We start from the raw sequence: 23,639 nt of genomic DNA, 5'->3' as shown, positions 1-23,639 counted from the left end.
AAGGTTCAGGCCAAGATCAAATTGCTGCATAGGCCGGGATGCTGCCGCACCCGGCACGCATGTGCAAGCACATGCGTTGGGGATTTATGCAGAGGTTTCCTAGGAAGAACTAGACACGGAGAGGAAGGGTAAAAAGCTTCCGAGGATTCATGCTTGGATCATCTCCGTGTCATGTATTCATGACAAAGGTCACCTCAACCCCAGAACCATTTATTGGATTGAGATGACCACAAGCTCCGCACTCAGTTGCGGTACCTCAGAAGAGGTGGATAGAGTTGTTTCCCGAGCAGATTCTGGCTTGACATTTACATGGTGTAAGAGCCAAGAATCGATCCAACATCGCGAAGGGCCATCTGCATGCAACATCATCAGCATCGATCTTCTTCAGAATCAGTTGAGTTGGAAAGCACCAAAACTGACGCCGAGCCTCTGCAAGATCCTGTTTGCGGCATGACTGTCTCTCTGCAGTCTCCTCATCAGATAGTCCACGAGGGACGAACGTATCGCTTCTGCAGTGCCGATTGCCAGCAAAAATTTGCACATGCCCCTGCGCAATTCATAACGAGTAACGAGCAGGCTGATCACGCAGGAGGGGACACAGTCTATGTATGCCCAATGCATCCTGAAGTCCATCAAGATCATCCGGGGCGCTGCCCCAAGTGCCAAATGCATTTGGTGCCTGAGGCCCAGTTGTTCAGCTCGCACGAACATGCTCAGGTGGCTGCAAGTCATTCAGATCAGAAATCGGTTGATGACCCGGGCGTGATTCCGGCCGGAACGATCTATACCTGCCCGATGCATCCGGAGGTCCGGCAAGATCATCCCGGAAACTGCCCCAAGTGTGGAATGACTCTGGAGCCACTGATCCCGGTTGGAGAAGAGGACAACAGCGAGCTGCAAGACTTCCAACGGCGATTCTGGTGGACGCTACCACTCACACTGATTGTTGCCACTCTGGCCATGTTCGGACACAAGTTCGGCTGGTTCACTATGCAGACCCAAACGTGGGTCGAGTTGGCACTTTCACTGCCCGTGGTGCTATGGACGGGCTGGCCCTTTTTTGTTCGAGGCTGGCAGTCAATCATCCACCGCAGTCCGAACATGTGGACGTTGATCAGCTTGGGATCGGGAGCCGCCTTTGTCTATAGCCTCGTAGCGACGCTGGCGCCAGGCGTGTTTCCCGACTCGTTCGTATCCATGGGCCGTGTAGCGGTTTATTACGAGGCAGCGGTGGTCATCATTTCTTTGACCATGTTGGGACAGATCATCGAACTGAAGGCTCGTTCTCAGACCTCGGCCGCTATCAAATCATTGCTTAGCCTAGCTCCTAAGACGGCAAGGCGTATCAATGCAGATGGCAGTGAGGAAGATGTTCCCCTCAGCCACGTGCATGTCGGAGACTTGCTGCGCGTACGTCCAGGCGAAAAAGTACCCGTGGATGGCATTGTCACGGAAGGCCAAAGTGCCGTTGATGAATCGATGCTCACAGGCGAGCCAATACCTGTGACAAAGCGCGTTGATGACAAGTTGATCGGCGCCACACTCAATACGAGCGGTGCTCTGGTCATGAGGTCAGAAAAGGTGGGGGCTGCCACCATGCTTTCCCAGATCGTTCAGATGGTTGCATCGGCCCAACGGTCGAAGGCACCGATGCAGCGAATGGCCGACGTGGTGGCTGGAAAGTTCGTTCTGGTTGTCGTGCTAGTCGCTGTAGTGACCTTCTTCGTCTGGGGAGTTTTTGGCCCAGAGCCCAGTTGGGTGTTTGGGTTGATCAATGCCGTCGCGGTACTCATCATCGCCTGCCCATGTGCGCTAGGTTTGGCCACACCCATGTCAGTAATGGTGGCCACAGGGCGCGCTGCAGAGCAAGGCGTTTTGTTCCGTGACGCGGGCGCCATCGAAAAAATGCGTGAAGTGGATACGCTCATCGTAGATAAAACGGGCACCCTTACAGAAGGTCGGCCTGCGTTCGATAAAGCGATTCCTGCTCCAGATTTCACCGCTGACGAAGTTTTGAGGCTTGCCGCTAGCTTGGACCAGGCTAGCGAGCATCCGCTTGCGGATGCCATCGTCCGAGCTGCACGTGAACAAGGCTTGCAACTCGCTAAACCTGCGGGCTTCGATTCCGCCAGCGGTATTGGTGTACGTGGAACCGTTGAGGGGCGGCGCTTGGCATTAGGCAACACCACACTGATGGCCCAAGAGGGCGTATCTGTATCTTCCTTGCAAGCCGACGGAGAACGCCTGCGAGGAGAGGGTGCAAGCATCATGCATTTAGCGGTTGATGGGAAGTTCGCAGGCATCCTGGCAGTAACAGACCCTATCAAAGCTAGCACTTTGGATGCTATTCAAACGCTTCATGCAAGCGGCTTGCGAATTGTCATGGCGACCGGAGACGGTCTGACCACAGCCAAGGCTGTTGGTGCCAAGCTTGGAATTGATGAAGTCCATGGCGAAGTCAAGCCCGCCGACAAGCTAGCTCTCGTGGAGCGATTGCAAAGTGAAGGTCATGTAGTTGCCATGGCTGGCGATGGCATCAACGACGCGCCGGCCTTGGCGAAAGCTGATGTAGGTGTAGCCATGGGAACAGGGACCGACGTAGCAATGAACAGCGGTCAGATCACGCTGGTCAAGGGTGATTTACGTGGCATTGCCCAGTCTCGTGAAATCTCAACTGACACAGTGCGCAATATGCGACAGAACTTGCTGTTTGCCTTCATCTACAACGGAATTGGTGTGCCAATTGCAGCGGGAGTTCTGTATCCGTTCACAGGGTGGCTTCTGTCGCCAATGATCGCGGCACTTGCTATGAGCCTGAGTTCGGCATCTGTGATCTTCAATGCACTGCGCTTGAGAAGGTGACGTTGCAATCGGCAAAGACGGCTACAGGTGATGCTGACCTTTAGCTGAGATAGCCATCTGAATCCCCGGACACGGTCTCTGCATTAAGCATAGAAATAGAAAGAATAGGACTGTGCATATGACTAGGCATACAGATACTATCGAAGTCATCACCCGGGACCAACGCCGCAGGCGCTGGTTGGCTACCGAGAAGGCTGCGTTGGTTCGTCAAACCTATAAGCCAGACATGAGCATGTCACTCGTGGCTCGCCAAGAAAGCGTATCTGCCAGCTTGCTCTTTACTTGGCAAAGGCTTGAGCGTGAGGGTGCGCTGGTAGTCGTCAGTGCTGACGAGGCCGTTGTACCAGCATGCGAGCTGGCAGCTGCGCGGGCCGAGATCGCCAAGCTCCAGCATGTGCTGGGCAAAAAGACCTGGGGAACGAGATTGTCAAGGAGGCCGTGGAGATCGTCGCTGCAAAAAAGTGGATTGCGCGTTTACCCTTGTTGCCCGGAAACAGCCAATGAAGTCCGTTGCCCTGGCGCTTGGCGTAGCGCTGGAATCTGCATGTCCTGTCTCATCGCGCCCGTGACTGGCAAGATAGTCGCCGTTGCCGCATACCGACCCACGATGATGAGGTGCTGCTGCTAGACATCCATCACCACATTACCGAGCTGCCCAGCTATGGCTATCGCCGAGCCGCAGCGCTGCTCAACCGGGAACGACGCTCGCAGGGTCAAGGACCGTTGAATCAAAAGCGCGTCTACCGACTCATGGCTCAGCACCAATTGCTGTTACCCAAGGCGCCCAGACGACGCCATTCGAGCTCTAGAGCCAATGAGCGACATACGCTGGTGCTTAGACGGCTTTGAGATCAAGTGCGATTCCGGCCAGATTGGCACAGCCACCTTTACCAAAGACTGCTGCGACTAGGAGATTCTGGCGCGGCAAGCCTGGGATGGTAAAGGGCTACCTGGCGAGCCAGCGCGTGAGATGTTGATTGAAGCGGTGGAGCGCCGCTTCGGCTGCGTCGAGGCAACGCCTGAAGAGGGGGGAAGCTGGAATTCTTGACGGACAACGGCAGCGCCTATGTTGCTCATGAGTCAAGCCCATCGACACGCCGGTGTGCAGCCAGCAAAGCAACGGTATGGCCGAGAACTTCGTCAACGCCGTCAATCGCATGGATCTGCGCGATGCACAGGCCGTGCTGGCGCAATTACCTTCAGCGCTCTAGCACTTCAATGAAATCCACCTCCACTCGAGTCTAAAGATGATGTCGTCCATAGGAACTCCGAAGACGACCAAATCTTCTCTCGACTGCAACGGCAACGATGCAAAAAAGGCATGTAACCAATAAGTTACATGCCTTTTTTATTTTTCAAACTACTGCTCAATCATCAGCCATGTTTGTAAGGTTCAGGATCTTCAAACTTCCAATACCTCGATAGGGTTTGGCAGCTACAGCCTCGACACAGGGCTTATCGCCCATCAGGTCAGAGATATCTGAAGTTTGGGATTCAACGTTCGGCTTGTACGCCCAGACAGCACCAGCATTTTTCACCTTTTTCAAGAAAATTGGCATATTTTTTTGATTGAAAACGTAAGGCCAAAGCTCACGATACTTCTTTGAAAGCACTGGTGGCTTTGGCTGGACGAGCCAATCCATCGCCTTCAGTAGTTTGTGATATTTCCATGGAATAGAGATATCAATCCGCGTTTTCTCGTAAATTTTCTTCTTCAGCTCATAACGCTGGCTTTTTGTCAGCTCATCGAGAGTCGGTACTTTTTCAGAAATATCACCCTCTTCGTTTTTGCAGTTCTCCTTACCAGCATAGTAAGAAGTCAAGAATTTTTGAACATTCTCGTCTAGCTTGGCAAAGTCATAAGAACGATGCTTGTTGTGACGAAAATTCTCATCTAAACGCAACATTGAGCGAAATTTCTCAAAAACGTCAGCGATTACTTTTTCTGATTTTTTTGGATCTTTCCACTCCATAACGCTCATCATATCTGAATGGTTTTTCTTCAAATAAGCTTCGGTGATTTTTAGCTCGATACGCAAACCACATTTACTCACACTATAGATTTTCTCCTTAACCTTGGGATCTAAAGAATCCGCACCATCATATAGCCCATACTTCTTTTTACTAGGATTATCCTGCCATTTTATATATGCGCACAAAGATGGATAGTTGCGGACATTCAAATAAACAGACCTACTTATATCCTCACCAATATGAGGTCTATCGGTTGTGGGCAGATAGTGATAAATTGAATTTATACGAAGCTCAAGCTCATCGCGCATAGCGATTGCTTCCTCAACACTATCGAATTTGAGCAAATAGGTAAGATCCAAGCTTTTAATAAAAGCATTCCTCAACTTTATGAGTTTAATATATTTTTCATGAACTCCAATATTTTTCAAATAGTCCTTCAAAAAATTCATGGCAATCTTTGCAGATTCATACACCAAAATATGCAGGAATGCGTTATTACCGATAACGCACGCAGGAATATTGATACTCACAAAAAAACCAATTAAGTTTTCCTTAGCCTTATCTAAGCAAGGTGCAACCTTAAACTCACTTCCTGTGACGCGTGACATTAAAGTAATCATTCGTCCTCCCGTAACTCCATCCCCAGAGAATGATGGCCAAAAATTACACTTAAAGAACTTTTCTGCCTTTTTGTAAGGCATTGGCTTTTTAAGAAAATACATTATTCCAGGTGAATCACACATTTCTTTTCACTCCATAAATTGATTTCTTAATGTTGATTTACAGCTATACGATAGTTACTTCATTACTACCTTTATAAGTACCTTGCTAGGTAATGCCTACATTTAGTTATCTCTAGGCTCAAATAATTACTTTGCAAGCTGCTTTTCAACAAAAAAAATCTACTCAATCATCAAGTTTCAGCTTATTTATCAGGCATAAATTTTCTTTTTATGCCATACAAATACACCTGACTTTTACAGCTATTCACATGCAAAAGTCAGGCAATGAATAAGCATCAATTCATCTCCATAAGGTGCTTACGCAACGAGCCTACCTGCCAAGCAGTTATGCGCGTTGAGATCTTCACAGGGGCGGGGATATGACCTGCTTTAACGTGACGCCAAACGGTTGCGCGTGAGCACGCATACAGCCCTTGCACCACATCTATGCGGACATGGGCGGAATTGGGAAGCTGATCGAAGTCCAGCAAAGGATCAAGGCGTGGACGGGCAAGCTTGGTTGAGGCAGCTGCGCAGTCAGCGCCTGTAGCAAGGATAGGTTTTTGGCGATATGCCATAGCAAGCTCCTAGTGCTACGGACGACATGCAGGATGCAGTCGCCCAGCTACCAGGCTTTACAGATTTAGAAAATTTGCAGGCAAGGCAGGTGCTTGCTTTGCTGAACTATTAGGTGTGAGGTAGTATAGTTAGGTATGTGTTAGGCCATCTGTTAGGCACAGTGTTAGGTACTGATCTTCATAGCTCAACAAGATAAAAATATTCATCCAATAAAACCATGACAAAAATCTTTCAGCATGATATTCATCACTGGTCACTTGAAGAATTCATTCGATTAATCGTCATTAAAACTGAAATACCCATCCATGACGAACAGCTTATAAAGCATATTTTTCATGAGATTAAAAAAAATAGAGTTAGTGAAAATTTTTATCAGGCACCTGACGAAGTCGATACTTGTCTAGTAGAAGCGGCTGAAAGAATCGTAGGAGTGCTATCCAATACCATAGCGAACATTTCATTAGAAATGAGTTTGCCTATTATTTTTTGGATGAGACTCGCACTGAGCCTTCACAACCAATACCAAATCAATATTGATAGTGTTGTAGAGGATTACTCAAAGTGGCGTAATAATGATGGTAAAAACCTACAATTGGTTTATTCACCAAGAAGAAGTAAAGGTAAATCGGAAATCATCCCTTTTGATCTCTTCCTAGTACAGACAGGTTATAAGAGGATTCCTCAAATTTTAAAAACTTCCGAGTGGCACCTTGAGGAAATAAAAGGAATAGTCGCAAAAAAGACAAAAAAGGAAAAAGACCCATATTGCAATATTGGAGAGCCAGCTTTCATAAAACTAGAAGAAATGATGAAAAAGGCCGCCTTAAATATGCAAATAAAAAATCTTCTCCCATATCATGGGCACGATAAAGGTAAACATTTATTTTATGGAAAAAGAGAAGATCTATACAATATATTAGTTGAAAAATATTCTTTAGACATCACTTACAAATCATATTGCCAAGCCTCATCTAAATTAGTTAACGTGACTCGGAAAAAATGCAATCTATCTTCTGCTCAGATTCAAATCATCAAACTTAGAAAAACAAAACCTTTAACACCATTAAAAGCAATACATGAAATTTAATCTCACAATCACTTAAGTCAATCATTTCATGGCTATATTCTCAAAAATACACCTCTTTTCTTCAGCTGTAGTGATTCCAATTTATAAGAATTTTCAGACGAAAAACTTAGCCTTCAGGCTGAGAAATTTAAATAACTTACAAACAAAAAAGGGACACAAAATGTGTCCCTTTTTTCTGAAGATTAGTACTGAAAATTATATTCAACTCACATAGAAATCATAAATCAGGATTTTTTCCAACTGCGATTAGTTGTTTCTGTAATTCAGGCAATGCTGTTTGTACGGTATCCCAGACCACATCTAGATTGATATCGAAATATCCATGGGCGATGCGATTGCGCATCCCGCGCATAGCTCTCCAAGGAACATTAGGATTCGCTGCTGCAAAATCACCATAACCATCCATGACCTTGGTGGCTGCTTCGCCAAGAATGATGAGGCTCATGATGACCGCTTGCTGCGTCCTCTTGTCTGCCTCAAATTCGTCTCGGGTCATGCCCACAACAAAGCCACATGCATCTGCAGCCGCCTGCTGCATATGATCAATGTAATCAGGCAACCTGTTCATATTCATACAGGCCGGGCCTCCAAAAGGACTTGATCGCGGAATTTGGCGGGTAAATCGTAGGGGGTCAGCAAATCGACCTGAATACCAAGGATGCTCTCCAATTCATCCTGCAAGCCCCCCAGATCAAAGAGAGTGGCACCCGGAAGAGCATCAACGATCAAATCCAAGTCGCTGCCTTCTTGATCGGTTCCATGCACGACGGAGCCAAATACACGCGGGTTTTCAGTGCGATAACGGCCCACTGCTGCGCGTATATCGCTACGCCTAATTTCAAGTGCTTGTGATGGTCGCATGGGAAACTCCTTGCTCTACTCAATTATGCGCAATGCGCCACAGGGAAGAAAAGGCTGGCGATCACTTCCAAAGCCTTAGCGCTAAAGAATGAACTCGGCCCATTTCTGCATCATCTCACGACGCTTCTCCAACATGTCACCTCGCCGGTAAGCAGCCTCCACCTTATTGCTGACCACGTGTGCCAGCGCCATCTCGGCCATTTCCTGAGGGTAATCCGTCGCTTCGGCAGCCCAGTCGCGGAAGGTCGAGCGAAAGCCGTGCACCGTCAAATCATTGCGCTGCATTCGGCGAAGCACTGCCGTGAGCGTCATATCCGAAAGAGGCTTATGGTCCCGCACGCTGGGGAAAACGACATTCGTGCCAGCCAGGAGCGCTTGTTCCTGCTGACGCAACAAGGCCACGGCAGCATCTGACAATGGAATCCGGTGTTCGCGCCCCGCCTTCATGCGTTCAGCAGGAACAACCCACAGACGGGCTGACAAGTCCACTTCGTCCCACACCATGCCGCGCACCTCGCCGGAGCGAGCGGCTGTGAGGATCGTGAAGCGCAACGCCAACGCACCCACTCCGGCCTGCGCCTCCAGCGAAGTCATGAACGACTGCATGTCCTTCCACGGAAGTGCCGCGAAGTGGCGCGTCCGAGAGACCTTGGTGCGGGCAGGAAACAATGAATCCAGATGCCCTTTCCAACGCGCGGGGTTGTCGCCGTTGCGCAGGCGGCGAGCACTAGCCCAGCCAAGGATGGATTCAATGCGCCCCCGCAAACGAGAAGCAGTTTCCGGCTTGCTGTTCCAAATAGGCTCAAGCACGCGCACCACATGTTCGGTCTCCACCAGGGCCACATCCATCTTGCCCATCACAGGTTCAGCGTACATGGCCAGCGTGCTGACCCACTGCTCTGCATGCTTGGCATTTTTCCATCCCGCCCGATGTGATTCAATGTACTGCGCGGCACACCAAGCAAATGTCACCGCTTTAGCCTGCTCTGCGCGCGTCGTTGCCAAAGCTTCCTGCTTGACCTTCATCGGATCAATGCCTTCGCGTACTTGCTTGCGCCATGCCATGGCTTTGTCGCGTGCTTCGGCCAGCGAAACATCGGGGTACGGCCCAAGCCCCGTCCAACGCTCGCGCCCGGCCATCGTGTAGCGCAGGATCCAGGATTTTGAGCCCCCTTCGGTGACCTTCAGCCACAACCCTGCACCATCACCATGCATGCCAGCAACCTTGATTCGGCTGGCTTGCAATTGCGTCAATTTATTCGCTTTCACCATACGTTTAAGTTCGACGGAAACTGGAGGCCCATTTTGCTCTCGTTATACGGAATCGTATACGGAAAAAACAGAATATTGTGCGATGCACAATGAGTCAACTTGAGACAAATAAAATCATAACCCATTGTTTTTTATTGAAAAAACATTGAATTTTGATATTTTATGATGCGAAATGAAACATCAGTTCGACTGCCACAGCCTCCGCCAGTCATCAGGAAACGCCGCAAGCATGGCCTTCAAGCCGTCTGCGGCTTTTTTTTTCGTCTTCATTTTCTGAGCCGTCTAGGTCCTCTGCCATCGCGGCCACGAAAGCATGCGCAGGGTCTTCACCCAGTATTGCGCGTAGCTTGCCTCGTACACGCCAGTTGCACGGGCGCTCCCCCTTCTTGATCTTCACAAGATTCGCGTGCTCTATGCCGAGCAGGGCTGCGAGTTTTCTTTGACTCCCCGCGGCTTCACTTGCTTTATCTATTAGGGAATTTACCTGCTCTATGGTGTACATACGACTCCAATTCGTGATACATTGGTATACAAATGACATCGGTGTCATTTGGACCATTTTATCTAGGAGCCGCCAGCATGCCTGTCCCCATTCCCACGTCTGCGTTAAGTCCCTCGCCTGGACAAGTTGGCCAAAGCGCAAGCCTGGCGGCTCCCGCTAAGGTCGGCCAGGCGGGGGGCACCCAGTCAAGGCTTGGTCTTGATGCGGGGGATCGTCTTGTAGCGGCGTTCTTCGCGAAGTCGTTCGCCTTCTTCCGGGGATACCCCGGTGAGTGGCTGCAGCGCCTTGTCAATCTCTCTGTTTCGCCAGCGTGCAAACGCTTCGTGGCTGTCTCGCCGTTGTCCGCTCATGCTGTGCGCGCCATCAGTTGGTCGTATGTCTACGGTTGTGCCTCCCTTGCATGGCTCGTCGCTGTATGCGTTTCCGCATCGGTAGATCGTGTTTTGTGCCCATGCGCCGCCTCCGATGCAAATGAGTATGGCCAGCAGCGTTTTTTGCGGCATTCCAAGTTCTCCTTCCCTCGGTTTGCGAGTTTCTCATGACAGCTCTGCAGGCTCTCTCGCTTGCGGGAAAGCCTAGAGCGCTGTTGCTCGTTGTGCCCCATCTGCAGGGGATATCACGCCATAGGAGGCCATATGCAGCATTCGTCCGTCGTTCAGATTCTCAAAGTCAATGAGCCCCGTTCGGGCATCGGTAAGAACAACAAAGAATGGAGGATGCAAGAGGCTGAATGCATCCTGCTCGATGGTGACGGTCAAGTCTCGCAGGTCGGCGTGCTCGATGTGCCTAAAGAGATGATCGGCAACATCGTTCCTGGCACCTATACCGCCACGTTCTCGCTGGCTGAATCAGCCGGGGCATCAGCAGCAGCCGCAAAAGCGCACTGACCAGCAACAGCAGCAGAACCCGAACCGTCAGCAGGCTGGACAGAACACCCAGAAACAGAATCAGCATTAATGCGTGATCTGGGCCGGCCTTGCACACCGGGGCCGGCTCTTCGAGGATTGATATGCCAGCCACTTCTCAAAAGCCAACACATTCGGGTGCGGGCACACTGCCGGATGAAAGTCCGGCTTCCGGGAGCGAAAGCGTCCCATGGGAAACGCCTCAAAGACCAGCATATCCCGGAGATGAGGACAGAAATCCGGTCGAGGAGCCTTACCCTGCTCAGGAACCTGAAACGCCCGATGTCAGCGACCAGCCGCCGCGGCAAGCCACCCAACAAACCGATCCAGTTATCCCGCAAGATCCCGAAGCGGAAAGAGTTGTTTCCCCTGAACCGTTGGATAACTGAAGCACAGCTGTCAGCCGTCCGAAAGGGCTTCACTGGTAACAGCTACCGACTTTTCTCACGTTTACGAATTGAGGACTTCAAAAAGCGTACTCTGAATCCAGACGATCCATCTTGCTTCGTCACCACGGACCGGAGGTCTATATGCCAAAGAACCCTATCCCCGTATCTGCCCCTCCCATTTGGGATACCGTGAAACTGATGTTCTCACTTCGTGATGCATATCCCTCCCTACGGGAGCATGACAAAAAGGCTTCTTTTGCTAAAGACAAAAAGAAGAAGGAAAAGGAGCAGCCGCAACTAGAGGACATTGACTCGCCACGATCCCATAACGTCTTCTAGCTTTGTCGGGAACGCGTCTCAAGCCACCTTTGGGTGGCTTTTTTGCATCTGGAGCACAGCTCGCTCTCCTTCACAGAAAGATAGCCTCAAGACGGGGACTGGATCAGCGAATCTCGCCCTTACGCTTACTTGGCCGCGATACAAAAATCACATGGTTTTGTAGCTGGATTGCTTGCGCTTGAAGACCGGCAGCGGCTGCCGACTACCTGTCGCTACAAATTCGTGGCGGCATGTCTGCCAAACGCTGAGTAGATCGGCTACAACCTGGAGCTACAGCTCAAGTCAAGGTATTGGTGGAGCACAACGCGCCGCGGCGCAGGAGGTGCAGCAGCATGCCTAAACAAAAATTACCGGCACCGCGCCTGCAAATGCGCTGGACAAGTGCAAAAAGCAAACGGGCTTCGATGATGAATGGTTGTGCCACTACGAGTTGGTACTCCCCCTTGAAGAGCAAGATATCCGCGCGTGGCAGCAAGGCCCCCGAGGGGGCGCCGTCCCCATTTGAAGGAATTAGTCATCCCCATCGGAAAGCCCACTTCATACAGGAACAATCATGTCCCCTGTGGCTCGGATGGTGGTATCCGTTTTTATGATGACCCGTGCATGGACGGAGACTGTGCAAAGCGGCATGCGGCCATGCTTGGTAATCTACCCATCTTCGTTATCGCGCCTGACGGTATGGCTTTCAAGTACAAAGGTACTGAGCAAAGCGGTCGAGCGTAAGAAATCGAGCAATGATAAAAATTCCGTCTCTATCATTTAGGCAATTTTAATTAAGTAAAACTAATCCATCGATTTGGAGAAGTTTCCATAAAGCACATGAGCAGTACCAAGAATGTTGTCACGCCCGCTTGTGGCCGGACGGAGCGGCCGGCAGTCTAGTCAGTGATGGCTGACACAGTCGTTCAGTACAACCGGAATATGCACGCGGCCATAGAACCCTTCTGCCAGACTGGTACACACAAGGCAGAAATTCCGTCCAACCACGACGCGAATATGCACCGCAGCCACAACGGCTGAGACGTGGCTTACCCAGCCCAAGAAATTTCGCACGTCGCTCGCACAGCCGAGCCTCGCAGCACAGTTAGGCAAGGGTTCCCAGCTTTCTTCACTGATGTCTGTCGTGCGCAAGCAAAGCTGCCCCCCGCTTCCGTCCTGGCAACCCGAGCGACCAAAGCTGCGCCTGCCTAATTCCTGCCAGCACTGGCGCATTCTTTCATCAGCTCTCTTAAAGACAGCCAGTGTGCATGACGGGTGCCATGAACGGATAACGCACGTTCTTTTTAGAGTGTCGGCCAAGAAAAAATCCTTTCAAAAACCGACACAATTCAAGAAAAATATCAAAGCAATCGGTTGCTCCGCAGCCAGTTCGCAAATGAGGCCATAACCCGCAGCCGTTCATCGCGAGCTGGAAGCCTAGCCATTGCAGGCAGCCTCCGTATGGGCGCCTCGTCATCCGGCGAGCTGCGCTTTGCGACATCGCGATATCAGCAGCCATTACGCCACGATCGTCATCTTTGCAAGGGCCCGATGCTCACATCCATTCTCTTACCAGCGAGCAAGCCACCGAGAGCGCGGTTCTCCGAGACGAGACAGGCCAATCTGCTCGCGAGCCTGGCATTTGTTTTGGGGCTGGGCATTGGAATGGTCATCGTGGTTTCCATTGACCGGGTACAAGCATCCGAGCGCCAGCGAAAGCTCACCGAAACAGCTGCTGCACATGGGGCACTGGTGCAGCAGCTGGTGAATAGAACGCTGTCGATCACCTACGCCATGGCTGTGGTGCTTCGCGAGCACCCCACAGATCTGGCCAGCATCGAGCAGCTGTCAGGCGAACTGCTCCCCCTTTATTCCGGGGTAGACAACGTGCAGCTTGCCCCAGGCGGCGTGGTTCGCAATGTGTTTCCTGCCACGGCTCACCAAGGCCCTGTCGGCCACGATCTGCTCAACGATCCGCAGAGCCGGGAAGAAGCGGAGCTGGCCATGGCGGCTCACGACCTCCATATTGCCGTTCCCGCCCAGCTTCGACAGGGAAAACCAGGTTTCGTGGGCCGCTATCCAGTGTTTATTGCCGACAACCGAGGCAGCCAGCATTTCTGGGGGTTTGTCAGTGCAGTGGTGCTTTTGGATACTGTAAAGGACATAGGCCAGTTCGATTATTTAAAACAGCAGGGGCTTGCTTATCACCTCTGGCGCACTCATCCGGTTACGGGCAAGCCGCAGACGCTGCTACGCAGCGCAGCACCAGTCACCGAGGCCTCGGCCACTACATCCATTGGTGTTCCGCGAGGCCGCTGGCAGCTCACCGTCTCGCCGGTCGATCCCGACGCCTTCTTCAACTCCACTCGCGTGACAGGGAGTCTGCTGGCGGCTTTGATAGCAGCAGCCATTGCTGCCTTGATCCGATCCATGCTCATGCGCCCTGTCGAACTGGCGCAAATGGTTCGGCGCAGTACACGTGCACTGGAAATCGCCAACCACCATCTCAAGCAACAAGCTACCCATGACAGTCTCACGGGGCTGGGCAACCGGATACGGCTTGAGCATGACCTGAATCTGTCCATTGGAAATGGACAGCACCAAAGTGTCCAATTCGCAGTGATGCTGCTGGATCTAGATGATTTCAAGAGCATCAACGACAGCCTGGGCCATCGCGCGGGTGATGCCATGCTGCAGGAAGTAGCACAGGCTCTGGAGCGCTGTGTACGTACCATGGATGCGATCTATAGGCTCGGGGGCGACGAGTTCGTCATCGTATTGAATCAGCTCGGCGACGTGGATGTTGCCGGAGCCACCGCAAGAAAAATCCTGGCCGCAGTCGCCCAGCTACATCTCATACAGGGTCAGCAGATTCAGCTCACGACCAGCCTTGGAGTCGTCATATATCCACAGGACGCCAGCGATGCAGAAAGCCTTCTGAGTCTTGCGGATGTCGCCATGTACCGCGCCAAGAAGAGCGGACGCAACCAGATGGCGTTCTTTTCTCCCGCGCTGGATCACGCTGCCCAGACACGGCTGCAGCTGGTGGACCAGTTGCGGGAAGCCGTCAAAACAGAGGCTTTCGAACTTCACTATCAGGCCAAGGTCGATATTGCCAGCGGCCGGACCATCGGAGCTGAAGCCTTGCTGCGCTGGAAGCACCCGGTCAGAGGCCTTGTGTCTCCTGCGGAATTCATTCCGCTGGCTGAAGAAACCGGCCTCATCGTATCCATTGGCGAATGGGCATTGCGCACCGCCTGCATCCAAGCCATGTCATGGAGCCGCAGTCTCGACATGTGGCTGACCATTGCCGTCAATCTTTCGGCCAAGCAATTTCAGGACCCAGCACTGCTGGAGAAAGTCCGCCAGGCCTTGGCATGCTCGGGGTTGCCAGCCTCCCGGCTTGAACTTGAAATCACCGAAAGCATGATGATGCACAAGCCCGACGAGGCAGCCGCCACAATGCGTGCCTTGCGCCAACTGGGCGTGCATCTGGCCGTTGACGATTTCGGCACAGGCTACTCGAGCCTGGGTTACCTGTCCCGCTTTCCCATCCAATGCCTCAAGATTGATCGCAGCTTCGTGCAAAACGTCCCTGACTCCAGAGCGGATTCAACCATTGCACGGACCATTGTCTCTTTGGGCAAGAGTCTTGGGCTGACGGTCGTGGCAGAAGGCGTCGAAACACAAGCCCAGCTTGATTTCCTGCAGCAGCATGGCTGTCACATTGCCCAGGGCTACCTGCTGGGCCGCCCATTGGAGTCGGGTCAGTTCATCGAGCAATTGTGCGGCCGGAATATACGGACAGGAAGAGAGCGGTGAAAGACGCCCAAAAAAACCAATCGCCTCGCTGTCTTTCCTTCATATGGAACTACAGCAGGCTCACCGCCCCCTATGCGATGATGATCGCGGGAGTTTTGATTGCACTGTCGATGGCTGCCATCTGTGCAATGGCCCTGTACCAAAGCCGCTTGGATGCCATGGCGCATGCCACAGAAGCATCGCGCAATGTCGCGCTCCTTGCGGAACACGATATCGAACGCAATTTCGAGCTCTACGCACTGTCGCTGCAAAACGTAGTCGACGGAGTGAATGACCCCGAACTGATGGCAGCCTCACCTCGTCTGAGAGCGATGGCCCTGTTCGATCGCGCTGCAACTGCGACATATCTGGGTTCCATCCTGGTGCTGGATGCCGAGGGCAATACGGTGATCGATGCCGCAAGCGAAGTGCCTAGAAAGGGAAACTTTTCAGACCGCGAATATTTCAAGGTGCATCAGAACGATCCCAACATAGGCCTGTACGTCGGCAAGCCTTATGCATCACGGCTGCGCGGCGGCTCGTTGAGCATTCCGCTGAGTCGCCGGATATCGCGTGCCGATGGCTCTTTCGCCGGCGTCGTGCTGATCGCGGTTCAGCTGGAATACTTCCGCAAGCTGTTTGCGTCCCTGTCATTGGGGCCGCATGGCTCGGTGGCACTCATAGGGCGTGACGGCTCCATGATCATGCGCCAGCCCTATGATGAAAAAGTCATAGGCAGAAACATTCGCGACGCAAGCACGTTCAAGCATTTTCTCTCGGCAACGGAAGGAAGTTTTTCGGACACCTCGGTCATCGACGGCGTCCAGCGGCTGTACTACTTCAAGAACCTGCCGAATCTCCCGCTCATCATCATGGTGGCAGAGGCGCATACCGATATATATGCTGTCTGGCGGCATCGTGCTCTTCTCATCGCCACGGTCATGGGAGCTCTCGCGGCAGCTTTCATCGGTCTGTCTTTTGCCTTCGGAATACAGCTCAGGCGCCGGCTGCGTGCAGAGTCAGAATTGGCAATGCTGGCTCGGACCGATGGGCTCACCGGGCTGAGCAACCGCCGCACACTTGGCGAAATCCTGGATGGAGAATGGCGCAGGGCCAGACGGACCCGCAGCGTTTTCTCCTTGTTGTTTGTCGACATCGACAAATTCAAGGTCTACAACGACACCTACGGACATCAAGCCGGCGACGACACATTGACGGCCGTGGCCAAATGCATTGGCGACAATATCCGCCGGCCGGCAGACAGTGCGGCGCGTTATGGCGGCGAGGAATTCATCGTGGTCTTGCCGGATACCTCGCCAGAAGGTGCCGCTCATATTGCCGAAAATATTCGAGCGGCCATCTCCGGCCTTTGCATTGAACACTCGGGAAGCGAATACGGCCATATCACTGCCAGTATTGGCGCAGCCACGTGGACACCGGAACAGGATGCGGACGTATCCGCAGTCATCCATGCGGCCGACAAGGCACTGTACGACGCCAAGGCCCAAGGCCGAAACAAGGTCGTGCTGTCGATGTCCCCTTTGGCCTAGATGCGGGACAGGCCTGTCAGCGCATGCCCCCTTTCCGCAGTGATCGGCGTCTGAGCATGGTTGCCGGTCCAGGCTTTGCCATGCTGCCAGCCACAAGTGCCAGCAACAACCTGCCGCCTCAGAATCGGTAACGCGCCACGACCTGGGCCGAGCGCGGCGCTCCCGGCAGATTCAGGTTGGGCGAGCTGCCATGGCCGGCCACGATGTAGTGGCGGTCCAGCAGGTTGTTGAGCTTGAGCTGCACATCCCAGGGACCCATGCGGTAGTAGGCCATGGCGTCCACGGTGGTGTAGCTGGGCAAGGTGACGGTGTTGCCGGGATTGGCGAAGCGGGCACCGACGTAGTTCAGGCCACCGCCCACGCCGAAGCCATTGCCCAGCGCCTTGGTCAGCCACAGGTTGGCGCTGTGCCTGGGCGTCAGCGTGGGTCGCTTGCCTTGCACCGGCTGGCCGGCGTCAACCGCGGGCGACGTGCTCATCTCGCCATCCAGGTAGGCATAGCCAGCCCATATCTGCCAGCTCGGTGCGACCTCGCCGGCAAAGGTCAGCTCCAGGCCCCGAGTACGCTGCACGCCCAGAGGGACCAAGGTATTGCTCACAGGATCGGTGCTTTTGATATTGGTGCGCTCCAGCTGGAACAGCGAGGCCGTGAACGAGGACTTGCCGTCCGGCATGTTCCATTTGACGCCGACTTCCTGGTTGGTGGTCTTTTCCGGCGCGATTTGCGCATTGTTGGCAGCCAGCGAGAAAGCCTCACCCGACGGCTGGAAGGACTTGCTCCAGGAAGCGTAGTACGACCAGGTGGCCGAGGGCTGGTAGACCAGGCCGGCGCGCGGACTCCAGGTGGAGTCCGTGCGGCCCAGGTTCGACCGGCCGGGCAGGCGGTCATAGGTTTCCTGCTCGAAACGGTCGTAGCGCAGGCCGGCCAGGACCTTCCACTTCGGGCTCAGCTCGATCATGTCCTGGGTATAAAACGCCAGGGTCTTGAAGGTACCAAGGTTATCCGCGCCGGGAACACGGGAAGTGCTCAGGGGCAGGGTCGGGAGCACAGGATTGAACAGTGCAAAGTCTCGGATCCTGCCGGTGGCGTCGGTCACGGGCGCCGAGTAATTCACCAGATTCTTGTTCTGCTGCCCCACTTCCATGCCGTACAGCAACTGGTGCTTCATGCCCAGGAATTTCGCCTTTTGTGTCAGTTCTGTCTGGTTGAACCATCCATGTTCATCGCGGTAGACATTGCCGTGGTTGAGCGTGAACGAGAGGTTTTTCTCGTTCACGCTACGCGTCAGCGTGTTGTTGCGGTCCAGAGAATAGGTGTAGTAACGAAAGGCATTGCGCAGTGCCAGACTTTCGTTGAAGCGGTGATTCAATGTAAGGCCGACCGAATCGACCCTGGACTGGGTGAAGTCCACGTCCCGGGCATTCGCTGCGCCGTAGTAGGCACCTGCCGGAACGTCGAGCGGTCGTCCGTTGAGTGCTGGAATGCCAAAATCGGTCAGGCGGCGATCCTTCAGATGATCCATCTGTAGCAGAACATTGGTGTCGGCACTGGCTTTGAACAACAGCGAAGCCGCCAGCGCATCGCGGTCCAGGAACTGCTGGTCGCGGTAACTGTCCGCACGCTCCAATGCACCGGTGATGCGGAAGGCAAAACGGCTGTCCTCTGGCGCACGCGCCAGGTCGAAATCGCCGCGGCGCTGGTTCCAGCTGCCCAGCGTCAAGCCCACTTCGCTGAGGTTGATGCCGGGCTTCTTGGTGATGCGGTTGATCAGGCCTCCCGAGGAGCCGCGGCCGTAGAGCACCGAGGCCGGGCCTTTGAGCACTTCGATCTGCTCGATGTTGGACAGATCGCGGAAATACAGCGCGTCGTCGCGCAAGCCATCCACGAACTGGTCGGCAATGGCCGAGAAGCCGCGAATGGTGACCTGGTCGCGCTGCCCATCGCCATGGGAAAGCCCCACGCCAGGCACCATCTTGAGTGCATCCTGCATGGATTGCACCACCTGGTCGCGCAGCAGGCTCTGCGGGACCACATTCACGGTCTGGGGAATATCGCGCAGCGGCGCTTCAATTTTTGTTGCGCTGGTGGCCGTGGGAGGGTTGTAACTGGGCCCCACCTCTCTGTCACTGCGGACCTGAACTTCCTGCAGCGTGACCTCGGCCGTCTGCTGCGCCACGGCAGCGCCGGAAAACGCCAGACCCAATACCGCTGCCAGCGGCGTATACCTCAATGCCATGAATGCCTCGTTATATGAAGTTTTTGACGGGGCTTGGCTGGGTCTGCCAGGAGGGCTGTTCTGGCGTCAAGTGGCTAAAACCTGATCTGCTCCGCTGGAGCACATGAATATTAAACGAGAATCAATCTCGTTTTACATCAACTTTACGCTCCAGAAATATCTTGTTTGCAGCACAGCAAGTCAGGACACCGGCTCAGGCACGTTGCCCTTCGGCATTAACAACGACTTCGCCATCTTCCTTGCAGAATGCTCCGCGCTGAGCTTGCGGAAGTATGGCCAGTACGAGCTCCGATGGCCGGCACAGCCGCGAGGCAAGCGGCGTGACCACGATGGGCCGATTGATGAGGATGGGATACTGAAGCATGAAGTCGATCAGTTGTTCATCGGTCCACTGGGGGTCGTCCAGGCCCAGGTCGGCATAAGGAGTGCCTTTTTCGCGCAGTACCGCGCGCACAGGGACACCCATGGCGGAGATCAGCCGCTTCAGCGTATCGCGGTCAGGCGGAGTTTTCAGATATTCAATGACCGTAGGCTCTTCACCGCTGTTTCGGATCATGCCGAGCACGTTGCGCGAGGTGCCACAGGCGGGGTTGTGATAGATCGTGATGTTGCTCATGGCGGAAAGGCTTTATTGGTCAATGGCCGTCGAACTGCGCTCGTACCAGCCCCTGCTACGGTTGACCCAACGCACAATCAGCAGCATTAACGGAACTTCTATCAGCACGCCGACTACCGTGGCCAACGCTGCACCGGAGTGAAAGCCAAACAGGCTGATGGCTGTAGCCACGGCCAGTTCGAAAAAGTTGGAGGCGCCAATCAATGCCGACGGGCAGGCAATGCTGTGCTGCTCGCCTGCACGACGATTGAGCCAATAGGCCAGGCCGGAATTGAAGAGTACCTGGATAAGAATGGGCACCGCCAGCATGGCGATCACCAGAGGCTGCTTCAGGATGGTTTCGCCCTGAAATGCGAACAGCAGCACCAGTGTCAGCAGCAGCGCAGCCATGGACAGCGGGCCCATGCGGGACAGTGCGGCCTCGAAGGCTGTTTTCCCCTGGTTCAGCAATGCGCGGCGCCAGAGCTGGGACAGAACGACCGGAACCACGATATACAACACCACCGACACCAGCAGCGTACTCCAGGGCACGGCGATGGATGACAGGCCCAGCAGCAAGCCCACGATGGGGGCAAAAGCGAACACCATGATGGCATCGTTCAGCGCAACCTGAGACAGAGTGAACACAGGGTCGCCTCCCGTCAACCGGCTCCAGACGAATACCATGGCCGTGCAAGGCGCAGCCGCCAGCAGGATCAAGCCGGCGATATAGCTATCCAGTTGACCAGCAGGCAGCCACGGTGCAAAGACATGCCGAATGAACAGCCAGCCCAGGATGGCCATGGAAAACGGCTTGACGGCCCAATTGATGAACAGCGTCACGCCAATGCCGCGCCAGTGCTGCCTGACCAAGCCCAGCGCGCCGAAGTCCACCTTGAGGAGCATCGGGACGATCATCACCCAGATCAGGACGCCGACCGGAAGATTGACTTGCGCAACTTCCCATCGCGCGACGGCCTGGAACATGCGGGGGAAGAACTGGCCCAGAGCAACGCCCAGCACGATGCATACAAATACCCACAGTGTCAGATAGCGCTCGAAGGCATTCATCGAGGGCGAGCCCGGCGTACAGCTTGCGGTTGCAGCTTGTGTCATAGGAATTGGCGTCAGCAGCAAGAACGGGAGATATGGGCAGGGCCCGTGACTTCGCATGCGCCGCCCTGGCAGCAATGCTCGGTCAGATAAGCAAGCAAGCCGTTCATCTGCGTGAAATCAGCGCGATAGATCAAGTTGCGCCCCTGCTGCTCCACCGTGACCAGCCCCGCATGGGCCAGTTCCTTCAAATGGAAAGACAGCGCGTTGCGGGCCACATCAAGCTGCTCGGCCATCACGCTGGGAGTCAACCCTTGGTTGCCGGCTACCACCAGGGCCCGAAATGCGCGCAAGCGCTGGGTATGCGCAAGAGCGCTTAAAGCACATACAGCCTGAACTTCTTTCATTATTCAATAATACAATATTATTTGAATAATTCTATCCAGAAACGCAATCGTTCTCTATGACGGACATTTGTAGTGACAGCTACAGCATTGCAGCAAGCGCGACAAAAACCTAAGCTTTTTCCATGACGCTCATCTCCAACTCCTGGCTGGCTCTGATCATCAGTCTTCCAGCCTCAAGTGCCACACCGCGCATGCGGATCTGGCGTGCCGTCAAGAGCCTGGGCTGCGCCGCCTTGCGTGACGGAGCCTACCTGCTCCCTGAAAAGGCCGAACAGGCAACGCAACTGCAGTCCCTGGCAGATGAGGTCCGGCAAGAGGGAGGCCAAGCCTGGCTGCTGCATGTCCAAGCCAGGAACATGGCAGACCAAGCCGCCTACCAGGCTTTGTTTGACCGCACCAAAGACTACGCCCAATGGCTGCTGGACTTGGCCGCAGCACGCAAAACACTGTCCAGCCTTGGCTCGACCGAGCTCAACCGCCTGGAGCGTCGGCAAGCCCGTGCCTATGACGCCATCCGCAAGATCGACTTCTTTCCCGGTGAAATTTCAATACGCGCCCAGGCCCAATGGCGCGACTTCGTCAACGCCGTCGCCACGATGCAATCGCCTGGCGAGCCCCTGGCAACTACCGGAAGCATTGCCAGGCGAGATCGCATGCAGTATCAGGGACGGCGCTGGGCAACGCGCCGAAACCTCTGGGTAGACCGCGTGGCCAGCGCCTGGCTGATCCAGCGCTTCATCGACCCACATGCATGCTTTCTGTGGCTGGACGACCCTGCCGACTGCCCGCCCGAAGCACTGGGCTTCGACTTCGACGGCGCAACCTTTTCGCACATCGGCGAGCGTGTGACGTTCGAGGTCCTGCTGGCGAGCTTTGGCTTGGAAGGCGACCGTGGCCTGGCGCAGCTCGGCGCGATGGTGCATGCGCTGGATGTGGGTGGCACGCCCACCGCCGAGGCTGCGGGGTTCGAAGCCGTGCTGGCCGGTGCTAGAAAGCGCTGGCCTGACGACGACTCGCTCCTTGCAGACATTGGCGGAGTGCTGGATTCGCTGCACGCACATTTTTCCAACCCACGCAAACCGTAACCTCCAAGCACTCCGGAGATGAACATGAACGACCCCGGTACAACAGCAGTAGCCGCCACCAACGCGGCAAATGCACCTGGCTACACGCTCTGGCAACTCGTGCGCTACATGCTCGCCCTGGGCACCTGGGGCTTCGGCGGCCCGGTTGCACTGGCGGGCTACATGTACCGCGACTTGGTGGAAAAGCGCCAATGGATCACCGATGCCGACTACAAGGAGGGGTTGGCCCTGGCCCAACTGATGCCGGGGCCTCTGGCCGCACAGCTGGCAATCTACCTCGGCTATGTCCACTATCGGTTTCTGGGTGCTTCCCTGGTCGGGATAGCCTTTGTTCTGCCGTCCTTCTGCATGGTCGTGGCGCTTGGTGCAGCTTACGTGGCTTACGGCGGCATCGGCTGGATGCAGTCGGTGTTCTATGGCGTTGGCGCTGCCGTGACAGGCATCATCGCCCTGAGCGCCTACAAGCTGGCGAACAAGAGCATCGGCAAGGACAAGCTGCTGTGGCCCATCTTTCTGGCCAGCGCATCCATTACCGTGATCACCAAGTCGGAAGAAGTCTGGCTCTTCCTCGGCGCGGGCATGCTGGTGTGGTTCTGGCGGGCGCCTCCGGCCTGGCTGGTACGCAAGCGTGACCTCAACAGCGTTACAGTGCATCTGGCGGGGCTGTTCGCACTCGGTACCGTCGACTGGACCAGGCTCAAGCAGATCGGCCTGTACTTCGCCTATGCGGGCAGTTTCGTCTTCGGCAGCGGCCTGGCGATCGTACCCTTTCTCTACGGTGGCGTCGTCAAGGAATACGGCTGGCTGTCCGAACGGCAGTTCGTGGATGCGGTGGCCGTGGCCATGATCACGCCGGGTCCGGTGGTGATCACCACGGGCTTCATCGGCTACCTGGTCAGTGGCTTCTGGGGGGCAGTGGTGGCAGCATTAGCCACTTTCGTACCCTGCTACCTGTTCACGGTGATCCCTGCACCGTACTTCAAGAAATACGGCAAGCGCCCGGACGTCATCGCGTTTGTGGATGGCGTCACGGCCGCTGCCATCGGCTCCATCGCAGGCGCGGTAATTGTCATTGGCCAGCGTTCCATCTCCGATGGGATCACTGCCGCATTGACGACTGGCACAGCAGCCATTCTGTGGCGCTTCAAGAAGATTCCCGAGCCAGTGGTCGTGGTGACAGCGGCACTCATCGGGCTGATCGTGCACCCGCTCATCATGCACAGCCGGCCATAACGCATACGTCTGCCTCTGTCGGACGCAACACAGGCGGTCCCCTCGGACGACTTCAGGCGGTCGGGCAGTGGCTCCCTGCCCGACGTATCGGGATGATTGATATCAGGCATCACTCTGCCGGAAAGATCCCACTTCTTCGTGCATGCTCCCTGGCCGCCGGGACCGGGCCCGGCATGCGACAGGTTTTCTGAAGATGGAGGAGAATTTC

At 54.5% G+C, this 23,639-nt stretch carries 17 protein-coding genes and 1 pseudogene; 8 read left to right on the top strand and 10 right to left on the bottom strand.

The window, feature by feature from the left end:
* The first annotated feature begins 357 nt into the window (after positions 1-357).
* Positions 358-2,862 (top strand): heavy metal translocating P-type ATPase, encoded by a 2,505-nt coding sequence (locus V8Z74_RS09085; RefSeq protein ID WP_349708970.1) that lies wholly within the window; start codon positions 358-360, stop codon positions 2,860-2,862.
* 118 nt (positions 2,863-2,980) lie between these two features.
* A pseudogene (locus V8Z74_RS09080) lies at positions 2,981-4,070 on the top strand (transposase); the annotation flags it as partial.
* 159 nt (positions 4,071-4,229) lie between these two features.
* Here the strand turns inward: V8Z74_RS09080 and V8Z74_RS09075 are convergent.
* Entirely contained in the window at positions 4,230-5,579 is a 1,350-nt protein-coding gene (locus V8Z74_RS09075; protein ID WP_349708969.1) for a hypothetical protein, read from the bottom strand.
* 775 nt (positions 5,580-6,354) lie between these two features.
* On the opposite strand from V8Z74_RS09075, the gene V8Z74_RS09065 reads away from it, so the two are divergent.
* Complete coding sequence (locus V8Z74_RS09065; protein ID WP_003052271.1) at positions 6,355-7,224, top strand: hypothetical protein; 870 nt, start codon at positions 6,355-6,357, stop codon at positions 7,222-7,224.
* A 217-nt stretch (positions 7,225-7,441) separates the two neighbouring features.
* Here the strand turns inward: V8Z74_RS09065 and V8Z74_RS09060 are convergent, their stop codons facing one another.
* The 5 genes from V8Z74_RS09060 to V8Z74_RS09040 all read right to left on the bottom strand — a co-directional run bounded on the left by V8Z74_RS09060 (position 7,442) and on the right by V8Z74_RS09040 (position 10,362).
* On the bottom strand, positions 7,442-7,798 hold the full coding sequence (locus V8Z74_RS09060) for a HepT-like ribonuclease domain-containing protein (protein WP_003052269.1): 357 nt from the start codon (positions 7,796-7,798) through the stop codon (positions 7,442-7,444).
* Positions 7,795-8,085 (bottom strand): nucleotidyltransferase family protein, encoded by a 291-nt coding sequence (locus tag V8Z74_RS09055; RefSeq protein ID WP_003052268.1) that lies wholly within the window; start codon positions 8,083-8,085, stop codon positions 7,795-7,797. The genes V8Z74_RS09060 and V8Z74_RS09055 overlap by 4 nt, the downstream gene beginning before the upstream one ends.
* Before the next feature lie 81 nt (positions 8,086-8,166).
* A complete protein-coding gene (locus V8Z74_RS09050) occupies positions 8,167-9,357 on the bottom strand; it encodes a tyrosine-type recombinase/integrase (RefSeq protein WP_256631179.1) in 1,191 nt (396 codons plus the stop codon).
* 211 nt (positions 9,358-9,568) lie between these two features.
* Positions 9,569-9,859, bottom strand: coding sequence for a hypothetical protein (locus tag V8Z74_RS09045; RefSeq protein WP_349708965.1), 291 nt, complete (start codon positions 9,857-9,859; stop codon positions 9,569-9,571).
* Between the two features lie 185 nt (positions 9,860-10,044).
* Entirely contained in the window at positions 10,045-10,362 is a 318-nt protein-coding gene (locus V8Z74_RS09040) for a hypothetical protein (protein ID WP_349708963.1), read from the bottom strand.
* A 132-nt stretch (positions 10,363-10,494) separates the two neighbouring features.
* Here V8Z74_RS09040 and V8Z74_RS09035 point away from each other — a divergent pair, with 132 nt between their 5' ends.
* From V8Z74_RS09035 to V8Z74_RS09025, 3 genes are all read left to right on the top strand, one after another.
* Positions 10,495-10,746 (top strand): hypothetical protein, encoded by a 252-nt coding sequence (locus V8Z74_RS09035; protein WP_349708961.1) that lies wholly within the window; start codon positions 10,495-10,497, stop codon positions 10,744-10,746.
* A gap of 2,186 nt (positions 10,747-12,932) precedes the next feature.
* The gene (locus V8Z74_RS09030; protein ID WP_349708959.1) at positions 12,933-15,293 is read left to right on the top strand and encodes a putative bifunctional diguanylate cyclase/phosphodiesterase; all 2,361 of its coding nucleotides are present in this window, start codon (positions 12,933-12,935) and stop codon (positions 15,291-15,293) included.
* A gap of 77 nt (positions 15,294-15,370) precedes the next feature.
* Positions 15,371-16,822, top strand: coding sequence for a sensor domain-containing diguanylate cyclase (locus tag V8Z74_RS09025; protein ID WP_083526799.1), 1,452 nt, complete (start codon positions 15,371-15,373; stop codon positions 16,820-16,822).
* Positions 16,823-16,940: 118 nt separating this feature from the next.
* Here the strand turns inward: V8Z74_RS09025 and V8Z74_RS09020 are convergent, their stop codons facing one another.
* The 4 genes from V8Z74_RS09020 to V8Z74_RS09005 form a co-directional block, all read right to left on the bottom strand.
* Complete coding sequence (locus V8Z74_RS09020; protein ID WP_349708957.1) at positions 16,941-19,058, bottom strand: TonB-dependent receptor; 2,118 nt, start codon at positions 19,056-19,058, stop codon at positions 16,941-16,943.
* Between the two features lie 193 nt (positions 19,059-19,251).
* Positions 19,252-19,674 (bottom strand): arsenate reductase (glutaredoxin), encoded by a 423-nt coding sequence (gene arsC / locus V8Z74_RS09015; protein WP_349708956.1) that lies wholly within the window; start codon positions 19,672-19,674, stop codon positions 19,252-19,254.
* Positions 19,675-19,686: 12 nt separating this feature from the next.
* Entirely contained in the window at positions 19,687-20,769 is a 1,083-nt protein-coding gene (gene arsB, locus V8Z74_RS09010) for an ACR3 family arsenite efflux transporter (RefSeq protein WP_349708955.1), read from the bottom strand.
* 11 nt (positions 20,770-20,780) lie between these two features.
* Positions 20,781-21,113 carry an ArsR/SmtB family transcription factor gene (locus V8Z74_RS09005; protein ID WP_349708954.1) on the bottom strand — a complete coding sequence of 111 codons (333 nt, stop codon included), beginning with the start codon at positions 21,111-21,113 and terminating at the stop codon, positions 20,781-20,783.
* A 122-nt stretch (positions 21,114-21,235) separates the two neighbouring features.
* Between V8Z74_RS09005 and V8Z74_RS09000 the strand changes: the two genes are divergently transcribed.
* The gene (locus V8Z74_RS09000; protein WP_349708953.1) at positions 21,236-22,198 is read left to right on the top strand and encodes a chromate resistance protein ChrB domain-containing protein; all 963 of its coding nucleotides are present in this window, start codon (positions 21,236-21,238) and stop codon (positions 22,196-22,198) included.
* A 24-nt stretch (positions 22,199-22,222) separates the two neighbouring features.
* Positions 22,223-23,431 carry a chromate transporter gene (locus V8Z74_RS08995; RefSeq protein ID WP_349708989.1) on the top strand — a complete coding sequence of 403 codons (1,209 nt, stop codon included), beginning with the start codon at positions 22,223-22,225 and terminating at the stop codon, positions 23,429-23,431.
* The last annotated feature ends 208 nt before the right edge of the window (positions 23,432-23,639 follow it).

The sequence above is a fragment of the Comamonas sp. w2-DMI genome, assembly GCF_040187735.1.
Classification (GTDB): Bacteria; Pseudomonadota; Gammaproteobacteria; order Burkholderiales; family Burkholderiaceae_C; genus Comamonas; species Comamonas terrae.
The sequence above is the reverse complement of the archived record's forward strand: the minus strand, read 5'-3'. Positions and strand labels throughout refer to the sequence as shown.

Excerpts from the sequence above, each read along its gene's own strand:
- V8Z74_RS09020 (WP_349708957.1), bottom strand. The coding sequence starts at position 19,058 with ATGGCATTGAGGTATACGCCGCTGGCAGCGGTATTGGGTCTGGCGTTT.
- V8Z74_RS09050 (WP_256631179.1), bottom strand. The coding sequence starts at position 9,357 with ATGGTGAAAGCGAATAAATTGACGCAATTGCAAGCCAGCCGAATCAAG.
- V8Z74_RS09045 (WP_349708965.1), bottom strand. The coding sequence starts at position 9,859 with ATGTACACCATAGAGCAGGTAAATTCCCTAATAGATAAAGCAAGTGAA.
- V8Z74_RS09040 (WP_349708963.1), bottom strand. The coding sequence starts at position 10,362 with ATGCCGCAAAAAACGCTGCTGGCCATACTCATTTGCATCGGAGGCGGC.
- arsC (WP_349708956.1), bottom strand. The coding sequence starts at position 19,674 with ATGAGCAACATCACGATCTATCACAACCCCGCCTGTGGCACCTCGCGC.
- V8Z74_RS09005 (WP_349708954.1), bottom strand. The coding sequence starts at position 21,113 with ATGAAAGAAGTTCAGGCTGTATGTGCTTTAAGCGCTCTTGCGCATACC.
- V8Z74_RS08995 (WP_349708989.1), top strand. The coding sequence starts at position 22,223 with ATGAACGACCCCGGTACAACAGCAGTAGCCGCCACCAACGCGGCAAAT.
- arsB (WP_349708955.1), bottom strand. The coding sequence starts at position 20,769 with ATGACACAAGCTGCAACCGCAAGCTGTACGCCGGGCTCGCCCTCGATG.
- V8Z74_RS09035 (WP_349708961.1), top strand. The coding sequence starts at position 10,495 with ATGCAGCATTCGTCCGTCGTTCAGATTCTCAAAGTCAATGAGCCCCGT.
- V8Z74_RS09030 (WP_349708959.1), top strand. The coding sequence starts at position 12,933 with ATGGGCGCCTCGTCATCCGGCGAGCTGCGCTTTGCGACATCGCGATAT.
- V8Z74_RS09025 (WP_083526799.1), top strand. The coding sequence starts at position 15,371 with ATGATGATCGCGGGAGTTTTGATTGCACTGTCGATGGCTGCCATCTGT.
- V8Z74_RS09000 (WP_349708953.1), top strand. The coding sequence starts at position 21,236 with ATGACGCTCATCTCCAACTCCTGGCTGGCTCTGATCATCAGTCTTCCA.
- V8Z74_RS09075 (WP_349708969.1), bottom strand. The coding sequence starts at position 5,579 with ATGTGTGATTCACCTGGAATAATGTATTTTCTTAAAAAGCCAATGCCT.
- V8Z74_RS09085 (WP_349708970.1), top strand. The coding sequence starts at position 358 with ATGCAACATCATCAGCATCGATCTTCTTCAGAATCAGTTGAGTTGGAA.
- V8Z74_RS09065 (WP_003052271.1), top strand. The coding sequence starts at position 6,355 with ATGACAAAAATCTTTCAGCATGATATTCATCACTGGTCACTTGAAGAA.
- V8Z74_RS09055 (WP_003052268.1), bottom strand. The coding sequence starts at position 8,085 with ATGCGACCATCACAAGCACTTGAAATTAGGCGTAGCGATATACGCGCA.
- V8Z74_RS09060 (WP_003052269.1), bottom strand. The coding sequence starts at position 7,798 with ATGAATATGAACAGGTTGCCTGATTACATTGATCATATGCAGCAGGCG.